This window comes from Epilithonimonas caeni DSM 17710, from assembly GCF_000426465.1.
GTDB classification, from domain to species: domain Bacteria; phylum Bacteroidota; class Bacteroidia; order Flavobacteriales; family Weeksellaceae; genus Epilithonimonas; species Epilithonimonas caeni.
In genome coordinates this window covers 368,938-392,209 of record NZ_AUFK01000009.1, presented here as the reverse complement: position 1 = coordinate 392,209, position 23,272 = coordinate 368,938, and the positions used below count along the sequence as shown (strand labels likewise).

21 protein-coding genes are annotated in these 23,272 nt (G+C 36.8%); 13 read left to right on the top strand and 8 right to left on the bottom strand.

Annotated features, from left to right (window positions below; genetic code table 11):
* Window positions 1-16 precede the first annotated feature (16 nt).
* The 3 genes from K319_RS0103120 (at window position 17) to K319_RS0103110 (ending at window position 4,050) form a co-directional block, all read left to right on the top strand.
* Window positions 17-1,297: a sugar isomerase gene (locus K319_RS0103120; protein ID WP_027382295.1), complete on the top strand. Its 1,281-nt coding sequence runs from the start codon at window positions 17-19 to the stop codon at window positions 1,295-1,297.
* A 209-nt stretch (window positions 1,298-1,506) separates the two neighbouring features.
* Window positions 1,507-2,895, top strand: coding sequence for an FGGY-family carbohydrate kinase (locus K319_RS0103115; protein WP_027382294.1), 1,389 nt, complete (start codon window positions 1,507-1,509; stop codon window positions 2,893-2,895).
* Window positions 2,896-2,898: 3 nt separating this feature from the next.
* Window positions 2,899-4,050 carry an alpha-hydroxy acid oxidase gene (locus tag K319_RS0103110; RefSeq protein ID WP_027382293.1) on the top strand — a complete coding sequence of 384 codons (1,152 nt, stop codon included), beginning with the start codon at window positions 2,899-2,901 and terminating at the stop codon, window positions 4,048-4,050.
* 34 nt (window positions 4,051-4,084) lie between these two features.
* Here the strand turns inward: K319_RS0103110 and K319_RS0103105 are convergent, their stop codons facing one another.
* The 6 genes from K319_RS0103105 to K319_RS0103080 all read right to left on the bottom strand — a co-directional run bounded on the left by K319_RS0103105 (window position 4,085) and on the right by K319_RS0103080 (window position 11,318).
* Complete coding sequence (locus K319_RS0103105; protein ID WP_027382292.1) at window positions 4,085-4,744, bottom strand: NAD(P)H-binding protein; 660 nt, start codon at window positions 4,742-4,744, stop codon at window positions 4,085-4,087.
* A gap of 171 nt (window positions 4,745-4,915) precedes the next feature.
* Entirely contained in the window at window positions 4,916-5,425 is a 510-nt protein-coding gene (idi, locus tag K319_RS0103100) for an isopentenyl-diphosphate Delta-isomerase (RefSeq protein ID WP_027382291.1), read from the bottom strand.
* Between the two features lie 291 nt (window positions 5,426-5,716).
* A complete protein-coding gene (gene rsmA, locus K319_RS0103095; protein ID WP_027382290.1) occupies window positions 5,717-6,487 on the bottom strand; it encodes a 16S rRNA (adenine(1518)-N(6)/adenine(1519)-N(6))-dimethyltransferase RsmA in 771 nt (256 codons plus the stop codon).
* Between the two features lie 164 nt (window positions 6,488-6,651).
* Window positions 6,652-7,779 (bottom strand): lactonase family protein, encoded by a 1,128-nt coding sequence (locus K319_RS0103090; RefSeq protein WP_027382289.1) that lies wholly within the window; start codon window positions 7,777-7,779, stop codon window positions 6,652-6,654.
* 62 nt (window positions 7,780-7,841) lie between these two features.
* Window positions 7,842-10,142, bottom strand: coding sequence for a DUF5686 family protein (locus tag K319_RS0103085; protein WP_027382288.1), 2,301 nt, complete (start codon window positions 10,140-10,142; stop codon window positions 7,842-7,844).
* A gap of 63 nt (window positions 10,143-10,205) precedes the next feature.
* Window positions 10,206-11,318, bottom strand: coding sequence for a lactonase family protein (locus K319_RS0103080; protein WP_034671287.1), 1,113 nt, complete (start codon window positions 11,316-11,318; stop codon window positions 10,206-10,208).
* 391 nt (window positions 11,319-11,709) lie between these two features.
* Here K319_RS0103080 and K319_RS0103075 point away from each other — a divergent pair, with 391 nt between their 5' ends.
* A complete protein-coding gene (locus K319_RS0103075) occupies window positions 11,710-12,354 on the top strand; it encodes a uracil-DNA glycosylase (RefSeq protein WP_027382286.1) in 645 nt (214 codons plus the stop codon).
* 71 nt (window positions 12,355-12,425) lie between these two features.
* Here the strand turns inward: K319_RS0103075 and K319_RS0103070 are convergent, their stop codons facing one another.
* On the bottom strand, window positions 12,426-12,845 hold the full coding sequence (locus K319_RS0103070; protein WP_027382285.1) for a hypothetical protein: 420 nt from the start codon (window positions 12,843-12,845) through the stop codon (window positions 12,426-12,428).
* A gap of 8 nt (window positions 12,846-12,853) precedes the next feature.
* The gene (locus K319_RS0103065; protein WP_027382284.1) at window positions 12,854-13,342 is read right to left on the bottom strand and encodes a DUF456 domain-containing protein; all 489 of its coding nucleotides are present in this window, start codon (window positions 13,340-13,342) and stop codon (window positions 12,854-12,856) included.
* 87 nt (window positions 13,343-13,429) lie between these two features.
* Between K319_RS0103065 and K319_RS0103060 the strand changes: the two genes are divergently transcribed.
* The 9 genes from K319_RS0103060 to gcvP all read left to right on the top strand — a co-directional run bounded on the left by K319_RS0103060 (window position 13,430) and on the right by gcvP (window position 23,204).
* The gene (locus K319_RS0103060; RefSeq protein WP_027382283.1) at window positions 13,430-14,689 is read left to right on the top strand and encodes a mechanosensitive ion channel family protein; all 1,260 of its coding nucleotides are present in this window, start codon (window positions 13,430-13,432) and stop codon (window positions 14,687-14,689) included.
* 23 nt (window positions 14,690-14,712) lie between these two features.
* Entirely contained in the window at window positions 14,713-15,432 is a 720-nt protein-coding gene (locus K319_RS0103055) for a pyridoxine 5'-phosphate synthase (RefSeq protein WP_027382282.1), read from the top strand.
* Between the two features lie 20 nt (window positions 15,433-15,452).
* Window positions 15,453-15,758 carry a DUF6922 domain-containing protein gene (locus tag K319_RS0103050; RefSeq protein WP_027382281.1) on the top strand — a complete coding sequence of 102 codons (306 nt, stop codon included), beginning with the start codon at window positions 15,453-15,455 and terminating at the stop codon, window positions 15,756-15,758.
* 8 nt (window positions 15,759-15,766) lie between these two features.
* Window positions 15,767-16,327: a nucleotidyl transferase AbiEii/AbiGii toxin family protein gene (locus tag K319_RS0103045; protein WP_213083427.1), complete on the top strand. Its 561-nt coding sequence runs from the start codon at window positions 15,767-15,769 to the stop codon at window positions 16,325-16,327.
* 20 nt (window positions 16,328-16,347) lie between these two features.
* Window positions 16,348-17,124, top strand: coding sequence for an alpha/beta fold hydrolase (locus K319_RS0103040; RefSeq protein WP_027382279.1), 777 nt, complete (start codon window positions 16,348-16,350; stop codon window positions 17,122-17,124).
* A gap of 20 nt (window positions 17,125-17,144) precedes the next feature.
* Window positions 17,145-17,378 (top strand): hypothetical protein, encoded by a 234-nt coding sequence (locus K319_RS0103035; RefSeq protein ID WP_027382278.1) that lies wholly within the window; start codon window positions 17,145-17,147, stop codon window positions 17,376-17,378.
* A complete protein-coding gene (locus K319_RS0103030) occupies window positions 17,375-18,379 on the top strand; it encodes an NAD-dependent epimerase/dehydratase family protein (protein WP_027382277.1) in 1,005 nt (334 codons plus the stop codon). Before K319_RS0103035 ends, K319_RS0103030 begins: the two co-directional genes overlap by 4 nt.
* 96 nt (window positions 18,380-18,475) lie before the next feature.
* A complete protein-coding gene (locus K319_RS0103025; protein WP_027382276.1) occupies window positions 18,476-20,242 on the top strand; it encodes an AMP-dependent synthetase/ligase in 1,767 nt (588 codons plus the stop codon).
* 103 nt (window positions 20,243-20,345) lie between these two features.
* Window positions 20,346-23,204 carry an aminomethyl-transferring glycine dehydrogenase gene (gene gcvP, locus K319_RS0103020; RefSeq protein ID WP_027382275.1) on the top strand — a complete coding sequence of 953 codons (2,859 nt, stop codon included), beginning with the start codon at window positions 20,346-20,348 and terminating at the stop codon, window positions 23,202-23,204.
* The last annotated feature ends 68 nt before the right edge of the window (window positions 23,205-23,272 follow it).

Here is a 23,272-nt window from a genome sequence, read left to right as displayed (position 1 = left end):
AAAATTTAAATATATTATGATCATAGGAAAAGACATCATTGAACAATACAATAAAGGAGAAGTAGAAAGTTTTAATTCAGATTTTGATTATCTGCAGAATAAACTGACAAGATCAGGAGTTAATGTTTCCGAGATCGTTGATAAAATTGCCGATTTTCAGGTCGCCATTCCAAGCTGGGCTCTGGGAGCTGGAGGAACTCGTTTCGGAAGATTTTCTTACGGAGGAGAACCTTCATCTTTAGAGCAAAAACTGGATGATATTGGCTTGATCCACACACTGACACATTCTGCCGGAGCGGTTTCACTCCACATTCCGTGGGATATCCCGGGTGATGTGAAAGCTATCAAAGAAAGAGCGGCTTCTCACGGACTTGTTTTTGATGCAATGAATTCCAACACATTTCAAGACCAGCAGGGAGCAAAACATTCTTACAAATTCGGTTCTTTGAATGCTGTTAACGAAGATTCCAGAGCTTATGCGGTTGAGCATAACAAAGAAGTCATCAGAATCGGAAAAGAATTAGACTCAAAAAGTTTGACGGTTTGGTTAGCGGACGGCGCAAGTTTTCCCGGACAACTGAATTTCCAGACAGCTTTGTCAAAAACCGAACAGAGTTTAAAGGAAATCTACGCAGGTATGCCGGAAGACTGGAAGTTATTCATCGAATATAAACCTTACGAACCGAATTTCTATTCAACCACGATTCAAGATTGGGGAACGTCTTTTATGCTGGCAAATTCTTGTGGTGATAGAGCTTATACTTTGGTTGATCTGGGTCACCATTTACCCAATTCAAATATTGAGCAGATTGTTGCAACCTTAATGTATAAAGGGAAGTTGGGTGGTTTCCATTTCAATGACAGCAAATATGGAGATGATGATCTGACGGTTGGTTCGATCAAACCCTATGCGTTATTTTTGATTTTCAACGAATTGGTTTACGGCATCGAAAATAATCCTCAGAATCCTTATCCAGCCTGGATGATCGATGCGAGTCATAATGTCAAAGATCCTTTGGAAGATCTGATTCAGTCTTTGGAAGCGATTTTATTGGCTTATGCACAGGCACTTTTAGTTGACCAAAAAGCATTGAAAGATGCTCAATTAAACAATGATGTCGTTCGTGCACAGGAGATTTTACAGGAAGCATACAGAACCGATGTTCGTCCGTTGTTGAAAGCTGCAAGACTTCAGACCGGAGCTGCACTTGACCCGATTTCAGCTTACAGAAGTCTCAAAGTAAGAGAAACTTTGATCTCCGAAAGAGGTTTCGAAACCAAAGCAACAGGATTGTAAGATCCTATTAAAATTGATAATTTCAACTTTTAAGAATTTAAAGGTTTTTATTATAAGTTAATTTATTCTTTACTACCATTAAGGCAGAGTTTAGTTTTCCTAGACCTAAACACTCCTTAATGGTTTTTAAAAATTTTAATCCAATTATTAAAATAGTTCAGAGATGAGATTTGAGACTATTTTAATATTCAAAATAATTCATTGCAAGGATGTCCAAAAAGAAGAAGGTAAGCATCGTATTTGACATTGGAAAGACCAATAAAAAATTCTTTTTATTTGATAAAAATTATAAAGAAGTTGTTCGGGAATATACAGAATTACCGCTCACGACAGATGAAGATGGCTATCCGACAGAAGATATCATTGCCTTGCAAAACTGGATAAAAGATAATTTTCATTCGATATTGGAAAATGAAGATTATGAGGTCAAGGCAATCAATTTTTCCAGTTACGGTGCAAGCTTGATCCATCTGGACCAGAAAGGGAATGTTCTGACGCCATTGTACAATTATACAAAACCAATGGAGCAGGAGATTCTTGATCTGTTTTACGAAAAACACGGTGATAAACTGAAAATAGCCCGAGAAACCGCTTCTCCACAATCAGGAATGTTGAACTCCGGGATGCAGTTGTTTTGGTTAAAGTACAAACATCCTGAAGTTTTCAAAAAAATCCGCTACACCCTTCATTTGCCTCAGTATTTATCATACTTGTTCACGGGTTTGTGTGTCTCCGAATTTACTTCAATAGGCTGTCACACTAATTTATGGGATTATGATAAGAATGATTATCATGACTGGGTCTATGAAGAAGGGATTGATGCTTTGTTACCGCCAATTGTCCCGACATCGGCGAGTATTAATACATCTTATAAAGGTCAAAAAATAAAGATCGGAGTAGGGATCCATGACAGTTCTTCTGCATTGTTGCCTTATATTTTGAGTAAAAAAGATCCGTTCTTATTGGTTTCAACAGGGACTTGGAGCATTTCTCTGAATCCTTTTAATGATGAAAGTCTGACTTATGAAGACATCGAAAATAACTGCTTGAATTATATGCGCGTTGACGGAAAACGTGTAAAAGCTTCCCGATTTTTTATGGGAAATGAATACAGGATCCAGGTTGAAAAATTGTGTGCTCATTATGGAAAAGAATACGGTTTCCACAGAGAAGTGCAATTTGACCAAGATTTGTACCTTCGTTTAATGAAGCACAAAGCGGTTTATTTCCGTTTTGAAGGGATTTCATTAAAACGAAAAATGATCAGTGAAACAGATCTGAATTCATTTCCGACCTTTGAAGAAGCTTATCATCAATTGATGATTGAACTGATGGACTTGCAGATTCATACCGTTAAGAATGCTATCGGAAATTCGGAAATTGAAACGATATATATTGATGGAGGATTCACGGATAATGATGTTTTTATGAAACTGATGTCCCATCATTTCCAGCATTACAGCGTGATGTCTACACACTCTCCGTTAGGTTCTGCTTTGGGGGCAGCAATGGTGATCTCAAATAAAGAGATCGATGAAACTTTTTTACAGCAACACTATAAGATGAATGTGCTGCAACCTTTAATTTTTAATTTATAGATTATGTCATTTCCATTTGATACCAAATATGCTTCGCTTGAATTGTTGATCGAAAGGGCAAAAAAAAGAATGCCCCGTTTTGCATTCGAGTATCTTGATGGAGGCTGCAACGAAAATATCAACAGAGACAGAAACACAACCGAATTAAGAGAAGTTCTGCTCCGACCTCGTTATCTTAATAATAATTATGCAGAAGCCAATATGGAAACCGAATTGTTCGGTGTCAAATATTCTGCACCTTTTGGGATATCGCCTGTAGGTTTACAAGGATTGATGTGGCCAAATGCACCGGAGATTCTTGCAAAGGCAGCTTTCAAACATAATATCCCTTTTATTCTAAGTACAGTTACCACAAGCAGTATCGAAAGAATTGCCGAATTAACGGAAGGAAAGGCTTGGTATCAACTCTATCATCCGAGAGAAGAATGGTTAAGAGACGATATTCTTGACCGCTGCGAAGCTTCGGGATATGATGTTTTAGTCGTACTTTCAGATGTCCCGACTTTCGGTTACAGGGCAAAGGAGATCAGAAATGGTCTGGCAATGCCCCCTCAGCTGAATTTCAGGAATGTTTCTCAGGCTTTGGTAAAACCACAATGGTGTCTGGAAATGCTGAAACACGGTGTGCCAAGTTTTAAAACGATGGAAAAATATATGGATAAGAATATGAACGTGAAACAACTGGGACAGTTCATGAACTCCACTTTTTCCGGCAGATTAAATCCGGACAGGATCAAAGCCATCCGCGACAAATGGAAGGGAAAACTGGTCATCAAAGGTGTTGCTTCTGATGAAGATGCGGAAGAAGCGGTACGTTTGGGCTTCGATGGAATGATCATTTCCAATCATGGCGGTAGACAGCTGGATGCAGGAGAATCTACAATTGCAGTTGTAAAGGAAATTAGCGAAAAATATAAAGGTCAAATCAAAATAATGATGGACAGCGGTGTGAGGACCGGTCCGGATGTTGCCCGAGCTTTGAGTTGCGGTGCAGAATTCACATTTATGGGGCGTACTTTTATGTATGCGGTCGGTGCTTTAGGCGAAAAAGGCGGTGACCATATTATCGAAATGCTAAAAATGCAATTCAGACAAGTTATGGAGCAGGTTTGCTGTGATAAACCTGAGCAATTGCAGAATTTCAGAGTGAGATGATCAAATCAAATTTATCAATAAAAATAAGTTAAGCTTATTGTTGCGTCTTCTTCTCGGCAAAACTAAAAATGCTATGAAGCTTGATTTCTGAAAAACTATTGGATTTTATTTTTGAAGCAACTACCATCGCTTTGGCTAAAACGTCTGTCGGCAAAGGCTGCTGACTTTTGAAAAGTCCTAATCTGTTGAGAAATTTCAAAGCTTTCAAGCCTGTAACTTCTGCATTTCTATCAGTGTTTTTTCGCTCCAGCATTCCTGGTTTGAAGATAGTTGTTTTAGGAAAATGTAAGTTTTTTACAGCCTCCTCCAATTCACCTTTCATTCGGGAATAGAAGATTTTTGAATTAGGATTGGCACCGTAAGCAGAAACCAAAATATAATCATCCACATTATTTTCTTTCGCTGCTTTCGCAAACTGATATTGATAATCATAATCGATTTTCCATTGGTTATCCTTACTTCCTGCGGCTTTTAAAGTGGTTCCAAGGCAAGAGAAGACAACATCACCTTTAACCAGGTGTTTCCACTCTTCCGGTCGGTCAAAATCTATGATGTGTGCTTTGACTTTTTCGTCATGAAAGTCAGAACGTTTTCTTACAAAAATATCGATCTCGTCAAAATCAGAGTCTTTACAGAGCTGATTCACAAGGTCTTTTCCCGTTGCACCTGTCGCACCAATTACCAAAGCTTTCATAAATATGGATTTGATAATAAAGTTAAGCAATATTTTTGGTATTGCACTTTTGTAAGCTTTTATTTATAACACAACGGTCACCAAGGCCTTAAAGTCAATTTGGTTTTTCAAAATTCAGGAAAGAAGTGAATTTTCTAAAATTTCTTTTTGTGTCTTTTGTGGTTCAATGTTTCAATTCAACTGATTGCGATATTCAGCCCAGATAATTTTGAACCATTCCGTGAAATCATCAGGGTTTTTAGTAATTTCAGTTTGCAGGTCAGTAATCGAAACATATCGGATCTCGGAAACTTCATCAGGATTCAAATCAAATTCGCCATCGAAGTTTCCTGTAAAAACATAATCCAATTCATGTTCCCAAAGCCCTTCTCCAACATCTGCCTTGTAAATAAAATGAAACTTCTCCGTCAGTTCACAATCGATTCCTAACTCTTCTTTCATACGTCTTTTTGCACCATCAAGATAAGATTCGTCTAAACGTGGATGCGAACAGCAGGCATTGGTCCATTGGTTTGGCGAATGGTATTTTTCGCCTGCACGTTTCTGCAAAAGCATTTCACCCTTTTCATTGAACAGAAAAACCGAAAAAGCACGATGCAAAAGACCATTTTCGTGCGCCTGCAATTTTTCCATTTGTCCCAAAACTTCATCCTGAGGATTCACCAATACCACTTTTTCCATATGACAAAAATAAGGATTTTAAAACAAATTTTTAGGAGCTTAATCCCGCTTTCCGCTATATCTTTTTTGTTTTTTAGAAATTTTCGTCTTTGAATAGAACTATTACACAAAAACAAAAAAGGATGCCGCTGCAATCGGGGCTAGGGGATTTGTCGATAATTAGAACATTATCTATTAAAATAATCGACACAATTTTCGTCATTCCGTAGGAATCTAGAGAGCGAAGTTTAGATTTCTACGGAATGACGAAAATTGTGTTTTATAATTTAGTTTTTTGGATAAACTCCCAACTCACAAACTTGATTTCCACTCATTAGCAAAACCAATAAAATCTGCAACAGACAACTCTTCTGCTCTAATGTCAAGGAAAGGATGGAATTTCATATTTTCTGGAATACCAAGAACTTTCAAAGCATTGCTCATCTTTTTACGTCTTTGCCCAAATCCAGCTTTTACAATCTGTTTGAATAAGATTTCATTTCCGGCCAATCCTTCTTTTAGGTTCCTGGTCATCCGGATAACGCCGGATTTCACTTTTGGTGGCGGGTTGAACACATTTTCGTGAACCGTGAAAAGATATTCGACATCATAATAAGCCTGAACCAAGACGGACAAAATTCCGTAATCCTTTGTTCTCGGCTTTGCGGCGGTTCTTTCGGCAACTTCTTTCTGGAACATTCCGCTCATTTCCAGAATATATTGGAAATTATCAATGATCTTAAACAAGATCTGAGAAGAGATATTATAAGGAAAGTTTCCAATCACAGCGAGTTCTTCACCAAAAACTTCCGGAATGTTGATTTTCAGAAAATCACCAACAAAATGCTGCTCCTCTAATTTTTGGTAATGTTTTTTAAGATAATCGATGGACTCGTTATCGATTTCCGCAACATAGATCTCAGATTCTTTTTCGAGAAGGAATTTTGTAAGAACGCCCATTCCCGGACCGACTTCCAATACTTTTTTATAACCTTCAAAAGAAAGCGAGTCTACAATGTTGCGTGCGATATTCTGGTCTGTAAGAAAATGCTGACCAAGATGTTTTTTTGCTCTAACGTCCATTCTGCAAAGATAGAATTATATTTAACGAAAAGTCCAAAGAAGTGTTAAAGTCTTCAACTCCGCTCAGACAGACAATTGATATTCGGATGTCACACTGAGCTCCGTAGGAAGCAAATGTTTGTAGAAATAAATTACAAAAATGACTCAGCTCCTTAGGAGCGACACTAATAACCTTTAGTCTTCACACAAGTGACATTTTTAATTTTTACAGGTTTTCCGACTTTTTTGAGCATTCCGGTTTCCAAGTTTCTCTTAAAAACTGTTACATCTTGCGAAATAACGTTGGTTACAATAATGAATTTCCCAGTTTCATCGATTGCAAAAGTTCTTGGATGCTTTCCACCTGTTTTTTGATAGCCGATAGATTTTAATTTTCCGTCATTTAAAACTTTGAAAATTGCAATGTTGTTTTCATTCCCTCTATTGGTCGCATAAAGGAATTTTCCGTCTGGCGATATATGAACATCGGAACTTTCAAAACCTTCTTTTATTTTGTCTGGATGTGTTGCAATTCTCTGGATTTCTTTCAGTTTATTTTCAGAAAAATCATAAACCGAGATCATTCCAGCCAATTCCTCAATAGAATAAGCTAATTTTCCATCTTTGCTGAAAGTGATATGTCTCGGTCCGCTTCCTGGCCTTGTATGGATGAAAGTGCTTTGGCTGTCAATCAAAGGTTGTTTTTGTGTTGTGTCAAAAGGATATTGCAAAATCTTATCTGCACCCAGATCTGCAAAAAGAACAGATCTAAAATCCGGTGCAAAAACTACAGAATGTGTATGTGCTTTTTCCTGTCTTTTCGCCTCAACGCCACTTCCTGCCGTGAATTTAAAATGTTGAGCGATCGAATCTATCCTTCCATCGCCAAGAATTGGAAAGACGGAAATCGTTGCCTGATTATAAGTTGCATTGATGAGCCATTTACCACTTTTATCAACATTCACATAGACAGGATTTTCACCGCCTGTTTTCTGTTGATTGAGGAAAATCAAAGTTTTTTTATCGGCATCGAAAGCGAAGGAACTTACTGTTCCGTAATTCGGAGTTTTAGCATCGGATGAAGCGTAAATATATTTTCCGTCAGGCGAAACAGTAATGTAACCAGGATTAATAACATTTGAAGATGAAGCAACCTTAGTTAGTTTTCCTGTTTCATTATTAAGTTCATAAACGTAAACCGCTTCTGAACCTTTGTCCCAATTGTAAGACCCAAAAAACACAAATTGCCTTTGAGAATATAGATTAGTAAAAATTAAGAGACTTAATAATAAAGCGATTTTTTGGATTTTCATTGATGGGATTTTCATTGGAAATTGACTTATGACAGACTTAAATCTGTTTAGTCACAAATTTCCTAAAAATTCATCTGGAAACCAAACTGAACCCCGAATTTTCTTACGTCCGTATTGGTCGTTTTGTGATTCAGATAATTTCCTCTCCAGTTAAAATCAACTCTCAAAATCCTGAAATTCCCCCAACCGATATTTTCGATTCCGAAACCATATTCGTAATAAGGCTTATCTGGAGCAGTCAGGTTCATACTTCCTGCATTCATGTCGATAGTTTCCTGTTTCAGACTTCCGACCCCGGAACGGAAAAATGCAACTTCTCTTAGTTTCAATTTTTTAATTAATGGAATCTGAGAAAGAATTTTTCCATTGAAATGATGTTCCAAGAATAAAACCGCATAAGAGTCCGCCACGAATTCATAATAATTCATGAGAGAGAAAACGCCTCTCACCAAACCGTAAGATTGGTTGGCAGGCAGGACATTTTGTAAAGCGAGTGGGAGCGCATCAAAGTTTTTACCAACTTCCACATTCGCAAACAGTCTTCCCCAGTTTCCTATGATCACAGGCTGATAATAATAAAACTGAAGTTTGTTATAATTAAAATCTGAATCAAAAACGCCGCCTACACCTTTCGTATATTTAAGGATCAATGTTGGATTGGTCGCCAAAGCGGTCATCTCGTATCGGTCAACTCCGTAAGTGGAAAATTTGATACCCGGTCTGGCAATTAAAGTTGCCGTAAATCTGGTGTCGTTCAGATCATTTCTAAGAACGCCCTGTCTGTAATAATCGATGTTGAAAAGATTAGAATCGGCAGATCTGATGTTTTGGGTGGTGGCATCCAATTTGATCTGGAAGTTTTTCCAAGGTTCTATGCTGGTGAAAAAATTGTATTGTTTGACAGAACTCATCGATGTTGTTTCGCCGCTATTAAGAACAGAAGACGAGGCGAATGAACGTGTCATGATCCCTTCATCGGTCGTTAATTGAACTCCAAGCTGCAAAACATCTTGCCTGTAGCCCGCACCAATTTGGAAACGATTGGTCTTATTGAACATATATTTTGCTTCACCTCCGAATTTCCATTTTTCATCACGGAAACCATAGGCAGTATAGGCTTGAACCCTCCACATATCATTTTTTCCAAAATAAGTCCTGGCGCCGGCTCTTAATCTCAGACCTTCTATGTCGTTATATCCCCAGGTCTGAAAAATATTCCCGAAATCCAGCCATTTTCCAAAATGAATATAACCCGTGTTACCGATCTGGACCAGTTTTACAATCCGCTTGTATTTTGGGACATTTTCCAGTTCGTCATACATTTTGTAGATATTCTGTTCGCTTTCGGTCAGTTTTTCGGTCCTGTTTTCCTGCCAATAATTTTCATCTTTATCAACCAAATAATCTTCCGGAATATAGACCTTATTAAGAAAGGAATCATCTATTCCTTTATCGAATTCATAATTGGAATAATTCGCAACCCGCTTTGCGATCACACTTTTTGCTCCGTCTCTATCATTAAGGACAAGATTGAGCGTGGTCTCGTTTCTGGTCGGAATGAAAGTAGAATCATCCGGATTATCGAACTCAAGATCAGTAGCAATATTTTTAACAAAGTTGATATTGATCCTTTTATTCGTTTCCATCTCCACTTTCATCACATTATATTTGTCCATCGAAATATAGAGTCGACCTTTCAGAGCCAATGCTTCAGGATTTTTTGGAGTGAACCGGATCTCGTAGCTTCTGACCGTATTGACCTCGATCGTATCGGTAATGTTGTAATCAAAAATACCGAAACCGTCTGTGGAAACAGGACTTGTAAAACCAAGATTCAGATAATTGATCGTATTATCATAAATATTGATGTCCTTATACATGTTCTGAATGGTCTTCGCAACGATCTGATTGTTCTTAAGTCCGGAATTCCTTATGGCAAGAAGATCTTTCCTTTCTTTCTTAGGGTCGTTTTTTCCGTAGATCTGGGAGATACTTTCTGTTATGAAAAGCGGCAGAACCGCTTTTCCTGCTATCTCGGATGAATCGTTGTATTTGAAAATAATAGAATCTAAACCTTTGAATACTTTCTTTTTCGTAAAAGCACTATCGATATTATCTAATCGGAAATCGATTTTCTCGTAAATTTTATATTTGTAATCTTTATGGAGAAGCAGTCCGTTGGACTTCTTTTTTTTCCAGACCTGCTGCATGATCGCATAGGCAGGATTTTCTTTTTTATTTTTATACTTCTTTACCGATTTAATGGTAACGCTTTCAATTTCATTCTCTTTTTCGGTTTGCGAAAAAAGCAATCCGGAACACCAAATCAGAAAAAATGAAAGAATAATTTTTTTATCAAACATCGAGTCTTCGAACATTAAGCTATTAAAACTAAAATTTTATTAAAATATTATATGTGTAATGAATTATTTTCCTTTTTCATAAAAAATAACATTCACAGGTGCGCAAACAGGTATGGATTTCTTTGTAGGAGCAAGTTCTCCCGACTTCAGATCTCTGCTAAAAATGTTGATCCTATTGGTGTCCTGATTTGCGATCAAAACCAATTTGTTATTGGGACTGATTGCAAAATTCCTTGGATTTTTTCCAGTCGTTTTGATCTGCTGAATTTTTTTCACTTTTCCATCTTTCAGGATTTTGAAAGTGGTAATGTCATCTGCATCATCACGATTAGTGACATATAAAAACTTTTCATTATCAGATAAATGAATGTCCGCTGCCCTGAAATTGAACCTTACTTTTCTGGATAGCAGAGTTTCTTCCTGGATCAATTCTATTTTTCCGTCATCAAAACTTAAAACAGACAGATCCCCGCTAAGCTCCTGAACAAGGTAAATCAATTTTCCGGATTTATTGAAAGCTATATGTCTTGGTCCGGAACCTTTTTTCGCATCAAACTCGCCAACTTTTTCCAAGACTTTATCTCCGGATTTGTTGTATTTGAAAACATAGATCTTATCTAAACCTAGATCATTTGCCAACACATATTGGCCGTCCGGAGAAAACTGAACCTGATGGATGTGTGATTTTTCCTGTCTTTTTGGATTCACGCCTACACCTTCGAACTTGATATTCTGAAAAACATCAGATAATTTCCCATCAGCATATCTTTTAAAGACATTGATGCTTCCGCCGGAATAATTGGCAACAATGACATTTTCCTCATCAGAAATCAAAAAGCACGGGTCTTCACCTTGGGTTTTTCTCTCATCCTTTTTTATTAATCTGGTTTCATTTTCATCAATCTCAAATGAGGTAACTGTACTTTTATCTCCATTTTCATTGACCGAGAATAAGAATTTTTTATCTGGGCTCAAACTCACAAAACTCGGATTGATGATATTTTCTGTGTGATATTTGAGGTCGTATTTATAAGTGTTCTCATCAAAATCAAAAACATAAATTCCACCACTACTGCACTTGTCACTATTGGTGTAAGTTCCGACGATGATGGTGTTCTGTGCTGATAAATTGGCCATAAAAATTGTTGAGAAAATAATACTATTCCAGATTTTCATTCTAATTTGAGCTATTTTTACAGATAAATGTTAAATTTTGCCCGAATTTATTACATTAAAAATTAAGCCAAAGACCTTTTAAGAGAAATTAACTTTATTGCAAGGGAAAAGTCAGCGATTACCTGTTTGATTTTAATGCAAAATCACAAAAGCTTAAAGTTATTTTCATTGATGAAAGTCGCAAAAGTTTTATTAATGAATTTATTATTTATTAATGGCTTCGAGAGCCTCAGCCTGACAATGTGTGAATTTTACTATCAATGTCATCATGAGGTTCTCTAGGATATCAAAAGTGTTTTTTAGTTTGCGACTTATAAACGTTTTTAATAAAAATATTTAGTGCCTTTGCGTTAATACTTTTTTAAATCTAATTTTGTAAAAATATCTGGAAATGACTTGGAAAGAAGTTTTGAAACCGATCAAAGAAAGTGACTATTTTGAAAATCTTTGGAATAAGGTAAAAATTGAATACAATTCGGCGAAATGTTTTCCTCCGAAAAATGAAATTTTCCGTGCTTTGGAACTGACGGAATTTGATGATATAGAAGTGGTGATCATTGGCCAGGACCCTTACCATAATGACGGCCAGGCGAACGGACTTTGTTTCTCGGTTTCAGAAAATGTAACTGCGCCACCTTCGCTGAAAAACATCTTCATCGAGTTAAAGGACGATATTGGAATAGAAAGGAAAAACAAAGATCTGCAAGATTGGGCGAAACAAGGCGTTCTCCTTCTTAATGCAACTTTGACAGTGCAGGCGCATCAGCCAAATTCGCACAAAGACCTTGGCTGGGAAACTTTTACCGATTATATCATCAAGCAGATCTCTGATAAAAAACAAAATGTTGTTTTTGTTCTTTGGGGCGCATTTGCACAGAAAAAATCTGTATTGATCGACCAAAGCAAACACTTCATTATCCAATCCGCGCATCCTTCTCCGTTTTCCGTTCACCGAGGTTTTTTCGGAAGCAAACCGTTTTCTAAAATTAATAACTATCTATTAGAAAAAGGAAAAAAGCCTATTGTTTGGGGTTGATCTGAGTCTGAGAGTAGGAGAGTTTTTGAGTCGAAAATTCTATCAACTAACAACTAGAAACCATCAACAAATTACTCTTCTTTCTCATATTTCAATGTCACAGATTCGCTTTCTTCTTTTCCGCCGGGATAAGGTTTTAGATCAGTTAATGTAAATCTGTATCCTGAAAAACTGAAAGACTTGCTTACATTCTGTGGTAAGAAATCTCTTGTTCCAACTTGAAAATTGGTTTTCTGATTTCCATCAGTTCCTTCTACGTTGACCTTTGCAATGCCTTCCCAAACACAAGTCACATTAACCGGACAACGGCTGTCCTCTGCAATATTCAGGAATTCCAGACTTATTTTGGAATTTGGGATTTTTACAGATCTATTAATTCCGATTGTGATCGTGTTATTTCCATTTTCAGAAGTCTGAGTTTGTGACTGTGTCTTGCAATTGCTCATCAATAATAAAAGCGGTGCGAATAAAAGTGGTTTGAAATTCATCATTTATAATTTTAAAAGAAAATATAATAACCAACAACCAAAAACATTGCCAGTCCAACCATCAGACTGAATCCCGTTCCGTAAACAAACCCAATAAAAGCGCCTTTCATCGAATTGAAGGCTTTCTTTCGGTCGTTCATGTCATGTAATAATTCTCCAAGAAAAACACCCAGAAGCATTCCGATTAAAAACCCCAGAGGAATCGGAATGAAAAATAATCCCACAAGTGTTCCAATAAAAGAACCAATGCTTCCGTAGCGTGTGCCGCCGTATTTTTTGTTGGTTTTGGCTGGAATTACATAATTCAGAATTGTTGAAATTAATGTCAGTAAAATAAAAATCCAAACGTATGTCATTGGCATATTATTTTCTGTACAGAATTTGAAGATCAGTAATCCGCAGATACTCAATAGTAAGCCAGGTAAAACAGGAAGAAAAGTCCCCAGCATTCCTATAAAAAGGAGGAGCAAAGCGACAATATCTATAAATACAGAATCCATAGTTTTTAAATTTATTTAAAAATACAACATTCAAACTAATGCCAAAAGATTTTTTTTATCCTTAAATTTGTGAAATAATTCTCCTCAATGAAAAATGAACTTATAGATTACAAAGATTTTCTTCAGCAAATCAGTGATGAAATTCATTTCTTCTGCAAAGGCTTTTTTCCTGATGAGTTTGTTTTATCAATGCAGATCACACTTAAGTTTTTTCTTCTCATATTCCTCATCTATTTGGTTTCTTTTCTTCTGAAAAACGGAATCAATCTAGTTTTCAGATTCTTCTTTGATAAGGAAAAATATCCGGTGATGAAGTCTATTTATAAAGCAAAAGTGACCAATTCTGTTGCTAATATTTTAGCTTTAGGATTTGGGAATTATGCCTTGTTTTCGATTTTTTATAGACATCCGAAAAGTTTTGTTTTTCTAGAAAGATTAATTGGGATTTTGATTGTATTCGTGATTGCAAATATGGCTTTCAGATTTATCAAAGTTTTACAGAATTATTATTTGATTCAGAAAGATTATTATAAGATAATTGCCATTAATTCTATCTCACAAACAGTTAGGATTTTTGGAGGATTTATTTTTGGAGTAATTGCGATTTGTGTATTATTTGGAATCAGCAGTACAACGGTTTTGGGAAGTCTTGGAGCGATAACTGCGGTTATGGTTTTGGTTTTCCGAGATACAATCTTAGGTTTTGTAACAGGAATTCACGTAGCGACATCCAAGAATCTGAAAGTAGGAGATTGGGTGGCCATTCCAAAATATTCTATAGAAGGGAATATTGAAGATATCGATTTGTTGACGACAAAAATCAGAAACTTTGACAAGACACTTTCCACAATCCCAACATATGACTTGCTGACAACGGAAATTAAAAATATGCAGGTGATGTCTGAAACCAACACGCGACGAATTAAAAAGTCGATTGTTTTCAATATCAAATCGTTTAAGTTTCTGGATGAAAATCTTTTCAATGAACTGCTTAAAATCAATCTGATTGAAGATTATCTTCTTGAAAAGAAAAAAGAAATTGATTTGGAGAAAAGTACTTTGAAAAACTCTGACGAAATCATCAATGGAAAGCAATTGACCAACATTGGAACTTTCAGAATCTATGCTTACAATTATATCAAAAATAATCCTAATATAGACCAAACCGGAACTGTAATGGTTCGCCAAATGGAAATCACACCACAAGGGATGCCTTTGGAAATCTATTGTTTTACAAATGATTCTAATTGGGAGAATTTTGAACAGATCCAAGCCGATATTTTTGACCATCTTCTGGTGGCTTCCAAAGAGTTTGACCTCGAGATAATGCAGGTAAACAAAATATAAAAATCAATTATCATTTATAAATTATGACCAAACTTAGTGTCAATATCAATAAAATCGCAACGTTGAGAAATGCAAGAGGAGGCGATGTTCCAAGTGTAACTCAAGTCGCTTTGGGCCTGGAAAGATTCGGAGCGCAGGGAATTACCATTCACCCAAGACCGGACGAAAGACATATCACGAGAAAAGATGTTTACGATTTGAAGCCGTTGGTAAAGACAGAATTCAATATCGAAGGAAATCCTCACAGACCTTTTATCGATATGGTTCTCGAAGTTAAACCGGAGCAGGTGACCTTGGTTCCAGACGCTGATGATGCGATTACTTCCAATGCCGGCTGGGATTGCGAAAAGAATCTTGATTTCTTGAAATCTGTTATTTCAGAATTCAAACATGCTGGCATCAGAACTTCGATTTTCCTTGACCCGAATCCCGAAATGGTAAAATTCGCTGCAGAAACAGGAACGGATAGAATCGAGCTTTACACAGAAGCTTACGCAAAACATTATCCTAACCATAAAGAATTTGCTGTCGAATCTTATTTTAAAACCGCTGTTGTTGCGAGTGAATTTGGTTTAGGGATCAACGCCGGACACGATCTGTCACTAGACAACTTAAAATATTTTGCAGATAACATCCCAAACCTGCTGGAAGTTTCCATCGGCCATGCTTTGATTTCGGAAGCACTTTATCTTGGTTTGGAAAATACGGTGCAAGCTTATCTTAAGAGATTGGCGAAGTGGTAGATTTTGCTTAAATTTGAAATATGGATTCCGAAATTACCGTCAACGATTTTTCACCGCACCTCTTTTGGGATGTGGATTTGTCAACTTTTGATTTGGATAAACACTATGTTCACATGATTCAAAAAGTCTTGGAATATGGAAAAATTGAAGACTGGAATTTACTCAAGATGTATTACGGTTTAAATAAAATAAAAGAGGTTTCGCTAAATTTAAGAAGCCTTGATGCAGTTACACTTTCCTTTGTTTCTACTATTTTTAACATAGATAAAACCGAGTTCAGATGCTACAAACACAGACAGTTAGTCCAGAATTACTGGAACTCTTGAAGCAAATTATGAAATCAGAATTTTTTTCTGATTTTATTTTAGTTGGAGGAACAGCTTTGGCTTTGCAGATCGGACATCGTGATTCTATTGATATTGATATGTTCGGAAATTGCTTGATTGATGAAGATGCTTTTATCGATGAACTTGAACAATTTGGTAAAGTTATAAAACTGCAAAAAACCAAAAATATTCTTATTCTGTCACTTAACAATATAAAAGTTGATTTCGTAAACTATCGCTATCCGCTTCTTGAAGACTTTAAAACTATTGATGGAATCCGTCTTGCTTCAACAAAAGATATTGCTGCAATGAAACTCAACGCAATTTCTGGAAGAGGAAGCAAAAAAGATTTTATTGATTTATTTTTTCTTTTGAATGAATTTTCTTTGGAACAAATGATGACTTTTTATAATGAAAAATATCAGGATGGTTCTTATTTTATGGTTATGAAAAGTCTAACATATTTTGATGATGCCGAGTACCAGGATAGTCCGGAGATTTTCAAAAAATTTGATTGGGAAAATTGCAAGCAAAAAATCATAAGAGAATATCTTAAATTAAATCTATAATACTGAATTATAAAATTGTAATGGAAATTTTACATTCAAAAATATACGGAGAAGAAAGAATGGAAACGCCACTTTTGGTTTTCCACGGATTGTTCGGGATGCTTGATAACTGGGGAAGCTTCGGGAAAGAGTTTGGGGAATTGATGCCAACACATTTGCTGGATCTCAGGAATCACGGTCGCAGTTTTCATTCAGATTCTATGACGCACGATGATTTGGCCAACGATATTCTGGATTATATGGATTTTCATAAGATCGAAAAAGCCAATCTTCTTGGACATTCTCTTGGTGGAAAGGCGGTGATGCAATTCGCAATTAATTTTCCTGAAAGAGTTGAAAAGCTGATTGTTGCAGATATTTCTCCAAAAGCCTATCCGCCACATCATCAGGGAATTATCAAAGCTTTACAAACAGTCGATTTTTCTAAGGTTGAATCTCGTCAGGATGTAGAAAAAGTTCTTGGAGAATATATCCACGAGAAGTTTGTGATTCAGTTTTTGATGAAAAATCTATATTGGACGGAGGAGAAGAAGCTGGCCTGGAGATTCAATCTTGAAACTCTTGCTGCAAAATATACCGAGTTTGTTTCCAATGCAATTAAGTTCGGGGTTTTTAGTGGTCCGACTTTATTCATTGCCGGAGCCAATTCCAATTATATACTTCCGCAAGATGAGTTTTTGATCAGACAACAATTCCCGAATTACCAACTCATCAAAATCAAAAATGCAGAACATTGGGTCCAGGCCAATAATCCTGTTGATTTCAACGCCGCGGTGAAAGACTTTTTGCAGAATTAAATTATCTTTGTAATTCCTAAATGAAAAAATACCAAGAAACCATTTATAAGATCATTTTGATTTTTTCTGTTCTCATCAATATCTTTTTGATCATATTGCTGTTTTTTGTCCTCAGAGATTCACTTTCTGGTCACGGAGAATGGTTTTTAGAAGGCAGAAGTTTTTGGTATTTCATGGGTGTGATTCTCGCATATTCTATAGCGAATTCTATTTTCATCGTTAGATTTTTAAAAATCAAATCTATTAAAGAATGATTCTAATTACTGGTGCCACAGGGATTTTAGGAAGAGTTGTTGCTCTTGAACTTTTGAAAAAGGGGAAGAAGGTCCGTGCAACCAAACGAAGATCCAGCAACTTAAGAGATGTTTTAGAATCTTACAGGTTTTATACCGACCGGCCTGATTTTTATTTTGATCAGATAGAGTGGGTGGATGTTGATTTCGAAGATTTGGATTCACTTCAAAATGTTCTGAAAGATGTGGACGAGATTTATCATTGCGCCGCAAAAGTAAGCTTCAATCCAAAAGATGAAAAAAGTCTATACAAAAATAACTCTGGGGCAACGGAGAAATTACTTTTCGCGATAGACCCCTTGAAAATCAAAAAGTTTCTTTTTGTAAGTTCCATAGCCGTTTTGGATGGATTTAATGAAAAGGGTGAGATGGATGAGAATTCTGATTTTAATGAAAAACTTCATCATTCCGATTATGCGATTTCCAAATATATTTCCGAGATGGAGGTCTGGCGTGCTCAATATGAGGGTCTCAATACAGTTATCATCAATCCTGGTGTAATTATCGGAACAGGAAACTGGGGAAATAGCAGTGGTGATTTATTCAAAAAATCCTCTCATTCCAGAACTTTTCCTGGCGGAACTGCTTATGTGGACGTAAGAGATGTTGCGAAAATCGCTATTGAACTGATGGATAAAAATGCTTTTGCAGAACGTTTTATCATCATTTCTGAAAATGAAAAATTCCGTCTAGTTTCTGATAAAGTAAGAACTGCACTTGGAAAACCGAAAGCTAAATTGGTTCCAGAATTTATTTACAAAGTTTTGCCAATTATTTCGTTTCTTTTCGGATGGTTATTTCCGATTCTGAAATTATTGAGTAAAGATAACATCGAAACGGTAAGAACAGATTCCAAAGTCTCTAATCAAAAAATAACAGAATTTCTGAATTATCAATTTATTCCGGTTTCTGAAAGTATAGATTTCCATCTCAAAAATTACATGGAATCTCAAAAAATATAAAGATTATGAATTAAAGATAAATTTCATCAATAAAACAGAGTGATTGTAAGTCTATTATCTCATATCTATTATCTTTCATCTACTTAATTATCATTAATGAGCAACGTTACTAGTTTTCTTCAAAAAAACGTTAACCTATATCCGACCAAACCAGCGCTAGGTTTCAAAAAAGACCACGAATGGAAAGAGCTTGGCTGGTATCAACTCAAAAGATTAGTCTTTAAAACCGCCAACGCACTCAAAGCAAGTGGCGTAAAAGAAAACGGCAAAGTCTCTATATATGCGGATAATTCTGCCGAGTGGATTATTTTCGATTTGGCAATTATGGCGATTGGAGCGGTTACAGTTCCGGTTTATTCTACCAATGGCGAAGACCAGGTGGAATACATCATCAAGGATTCCGGAGCAGAGATTATTTTTGCAGGAAATCAGGAGCAATACAATGTCTGCCAAAATCTTTTGAAGAAAGGTTTGCCTCTTAAGCAGATTATTGTTTCGAAAAAATATATCAAGCTAAAAGAAAATTCTTCCTACTTAGAAACTTTCATCGAATCAGCATCGGAGGATTTGGAAATTGTTGAAAGAGGAGAAGATGATTTGGCAACATTGATTTATACGTCAGGAACAACCGGAGTTCCGAAAGGCGTTATGATCACACATTCCAATTTCCTAAAAGCGTTTGAGGCACATATGGAATTTTTCAAATTCAAACGTTTTGAAGACGAACATTCGTTGGCATTTTTGCCGTTGACACACATTTTCGAGAGAAGCTGGACATTGCTTTGTTTACATTTCGGTGCAAAGGTCAGTTTCCTGGAAAATCCAAAACTGATTGCATCTGCATTGACCGAAGTGAAACCGACAATGATGTGCTCTGTTCCAAGATTCTATCAGAAAATCTATGCAGGACTGAACGAAATGGTCAATTCCAGTTCGGATTTAAAAAAGAAGATATTCAGTTGGGCAATTGAGAACGGAAGTTTATTTTCCGAGAAAAAACGATTGAATCAAAGTATTCCATTTGGATTGAGTATTAAAAATAAAATCGCCAATGCTCTGGTTTTTGGTAAAGTAAAGAAAAAACTGGGTGGAAAACTTTGGTTCATGCCTTGCGGAGGCGCCTCTATTTCAGCTGAAGTGACCGAGTTTTTTGATGCAATGGGAATCCATATCACCGTTGGTTACGGGATGACGGAAACTACGGCTACAATTACAGCTTTTCCTTTTACTAAATATAAATACGGGACTGCAGGAAAATTATTAGGAGATTCTCAGATCAAAATTGGTGAGAATGATGAAATCCTAGTGAAAGGAAGCGGGCTAATGAAAGGTTATTACAACAAACCGGAAGAAACGGCGAAAGTTTTTGATAATGATGGCTGGATGAAAACAGGTGATGCCGGATTTATGGATGATGAAGGCAACCTTGTGATCACAGACCGGATCAAAGACCTGATGAAAACTTCCAACGGAAAATATATCGCTCCACAACCCATTGAGAATATGTTTTCGAATAACAGTTACATCAATCAGATAATGTTGGTGGCGGAAGATAAACCTTATGTAACTGCTGTCATTGTTCCAAATTTCGAATCGATGACGGAGAAAATAAAAAGTTTAGGTGTGACATTCACGAATTGGGTAGAAGTCGTGAAAAACGAAAAGGTACTTTCTTTTTATCATCAATTGATCGATGATATTCAGAAGGATCTTCCTGGTTTTGAGAAAATCAAAAAATTCGTTTTGATGCCTGCTGATTTCGAAATTCAAAGTGGCGAGATCACACCGACTCTTAAAATCAAAAGAAACATTGTCATCCAAAAATATAAAAGTATCATCGATGCAATGTATCATCACGAATAAGTTCTAACATAAAATCTCTGTGCAAATAGGGATTTTTTATTTTTACAAAATTCACTAAATTTACAAACCAATTTTATTAAAATCTAATTTTCTAAAGTATATAATGAACACACAGCAATTTGTAAACCGCCACATCAGTCTAAATGAAACTGACAAAGCGGAAATGCTAGACAAAATCGGGGTTAACAGTATCGATGAACTCATTTCACAAACCATTCCGGACAGTATCAGACTAGAGAAGGATCTGGAGCTTTCTGAGCCACTTTCTGAATACGAAATGTTGCTTCACTCCAAAGATCTGGCATCTAAGAATGTCGATTTTGATACGTATATCGGATTCGGGTATAACAACACGATCTTGCCTTCTCCGATCCAAAGGAATATTCTTGAAAACCCGAGCTGGTACACTGCTTACACGCCTTATCAGGCAGAGATCGCACAAGGTAGATTGGAGGCTCTTTTGAACTTCCAGACCGTAGTTTGCGACCTGACCGGTTTTGCAATGGCAAATGCTTCACTTTTGGATGAATCTACTGCGGCGGCAGAAGCAATGCATATGTTCTTCAATAACAGAACAAAAGACCAAAAGAAAAACAACGCGATTAAGTTCTTTGTTTCTGATCTGGTTTTACCACAAACGATCTCTGTTCTTAAAACAAAGGCAGAAGGTCTTGGAATTGATATTATTGTAGGGAATCACGCTACACATCAGTTCAATGATTCTTATTATGGCGTATTGTTGCAATATCCGGGTAAAAACGGAATCGTTCTGGATTATACAGATTTCATCACTTCTGTAAAAGGATTCGATTTGCAGGTGGTTGTAGCTTGTGACCCGATGTCTTTGGTTAAACTGAAATCTCCTGCTTCAATGGGTGCAGATTGCGCTGTTGGAACAACCCAGAGATTTGGTATTCCGATTGGTTATGGAGGGCCTCATGCAGCATTTTTCGCTTGTAAAGACGATTATAAAAGAGATATTCCTGGTAGAATTATCGGTGTTTCTCAGGATATGTACGGGAAACGTGCACTGAGAATGGCACTTCAAACCAGAGAGCAACATATCAAAAGAGAAAGAGCAACTTCTAATATCTGTACAGCGCAGGTTCTTTTAGCCGTAATGGCTGGGATGTACGCTGTTTATCACGGTCCAAAAGGTCTTAATTTTATCGCTGACCAAATCCATTATAAGACAAATGCTTTAGCAGATGCCTTGAGAATTTTGGGTTACGATATCGTAGACGAACCGGTTTTTGATACGGTAAAATTCAGACTTCACGAGGAAGAGAAAACGTCTTTGAGAATGAAGATGAGAGACCAGAAAATCAATCTTAATTATTTCTCTCAAGGGATTGTAAGTATCTCTATCAATGAAACTACAACGGTTGAAAAACTAAATAGATTGGTTGAAGCTTTTGCTCAGTTCAAAGCTAAACAAGGTTATAAATTGACACTTAAAGAAGAATATTCGATTCCGGCAGAATTGTTGCGAACGGATGAAATCCTTAAAGAAGAAGTGTTCAACAAATACCATACGGAGACTGAATTGATGCGTTACATCAAGCGTCTGGAAAGAAAAGATTTGTCTTTGACACATTCGATGATTTCTTTGGGTTCTTGTACAATGAAACTGAACGCGGCAACGCAAATGATTCCGTTGTCTTGGGCAGAATGGGGAAGTATTCATCCATTTATCCCGACAGAACAGGCTGGCGGTTATCAGGAAATGATTAAACAGCTTGAAAAAGATTTAGCTGAGATTACTGGTTTTGCAGGAACATCACTACAGCCAAATTCAGGTGCTCAAGGTGAATATGCAGGGCTAATGGTCATCCGCGAATATCATAAGAATAGAGGAGAAGGTCACAGAAATATTGTATTGATTCCTCAATCTGCACACGGAACCAATCCGGCTTCGGCAGCAATGGCGGGAATGAAGATCGTAGTTGTGAAAAATCTTGAGAATGGAGAAATCGATTTTGAAGATTTGAAAGCGAAAACTGAACAGCATTCTGAGAATCTTTCTGCGGTAATGATTACTTACCCTTCAACTTACGGATTCTTCGATGCAAACATCAAGGAAATTACAAAACTGATCCACGAACACGGCGGACAAGTCTATATGGACGGTGCTAATATGAATGCTCAGGTTGGATTCACAAGTCCTGGAAATATCGGAGCGGACGTTTGTCACTTGAATCTTCATAAGACTTTCGCCATTCCTCATGGTGGTGGTGGTCCTGGTGTTGGCCCTATCTGTGTGGCTGAACATTTGGTTCCGTTCCTTCCTACCAATGCTAATATCCCGGTAGGAACAAAAGATGCGATTGAAGGGATTTCTGCAGCGCCTTACGGTTCTGGATTGATTCTGAATATATCTTATGCTTACATCAAATTATTAGGAACTTCCGGTTTGAAAAAAGCTACTGAATATGCAATTCTTAATGCTAATTATCTGAAAGAATTACTGGCAGAACATTTCCCGATTCTTTACGCAAATGCGAATGGTAGAGTGGCACATGAGTGTATCGTGGACTTCCGTCAGTTCAAATCTTTGGGAATTGAAGTGGCTGATGTTGCGAAAAGATTGATGGATTATGGTTTCCACGCCCCAACAGTGAGTTTCCCTGTAGCCGGAACGTTGATGATCGAACCAACTGAATCTGAAAGCAAAGAAGAAATCGAGCGTTTTGCAGAAGCTTTGATCAGCATCAAAAATGAAATCGAAGAAATTGCCAACGGAGATGCAGATGCTTCAAACAACGTTCTGAAAAACGCACCCCATACAGAGCAATTGGTTATCTCTGACAATTGGGATAAACCTTATGGTAGAGAAAAAGCGGCTTATCCATTGGAATGGGTGAGAACGCACAAGTTCTTCGCTACTGTTGCAAGAGTGGATGAAGCGTATGGCGACAGAAACTTGATTTGTACTTGTGAGCCGATTGAAGCGTATATGTAAACTTTAATAATTAATGATTAATTACGAATTATAAATTATGATTCATTGATTATAAAAGAAAACTCTCC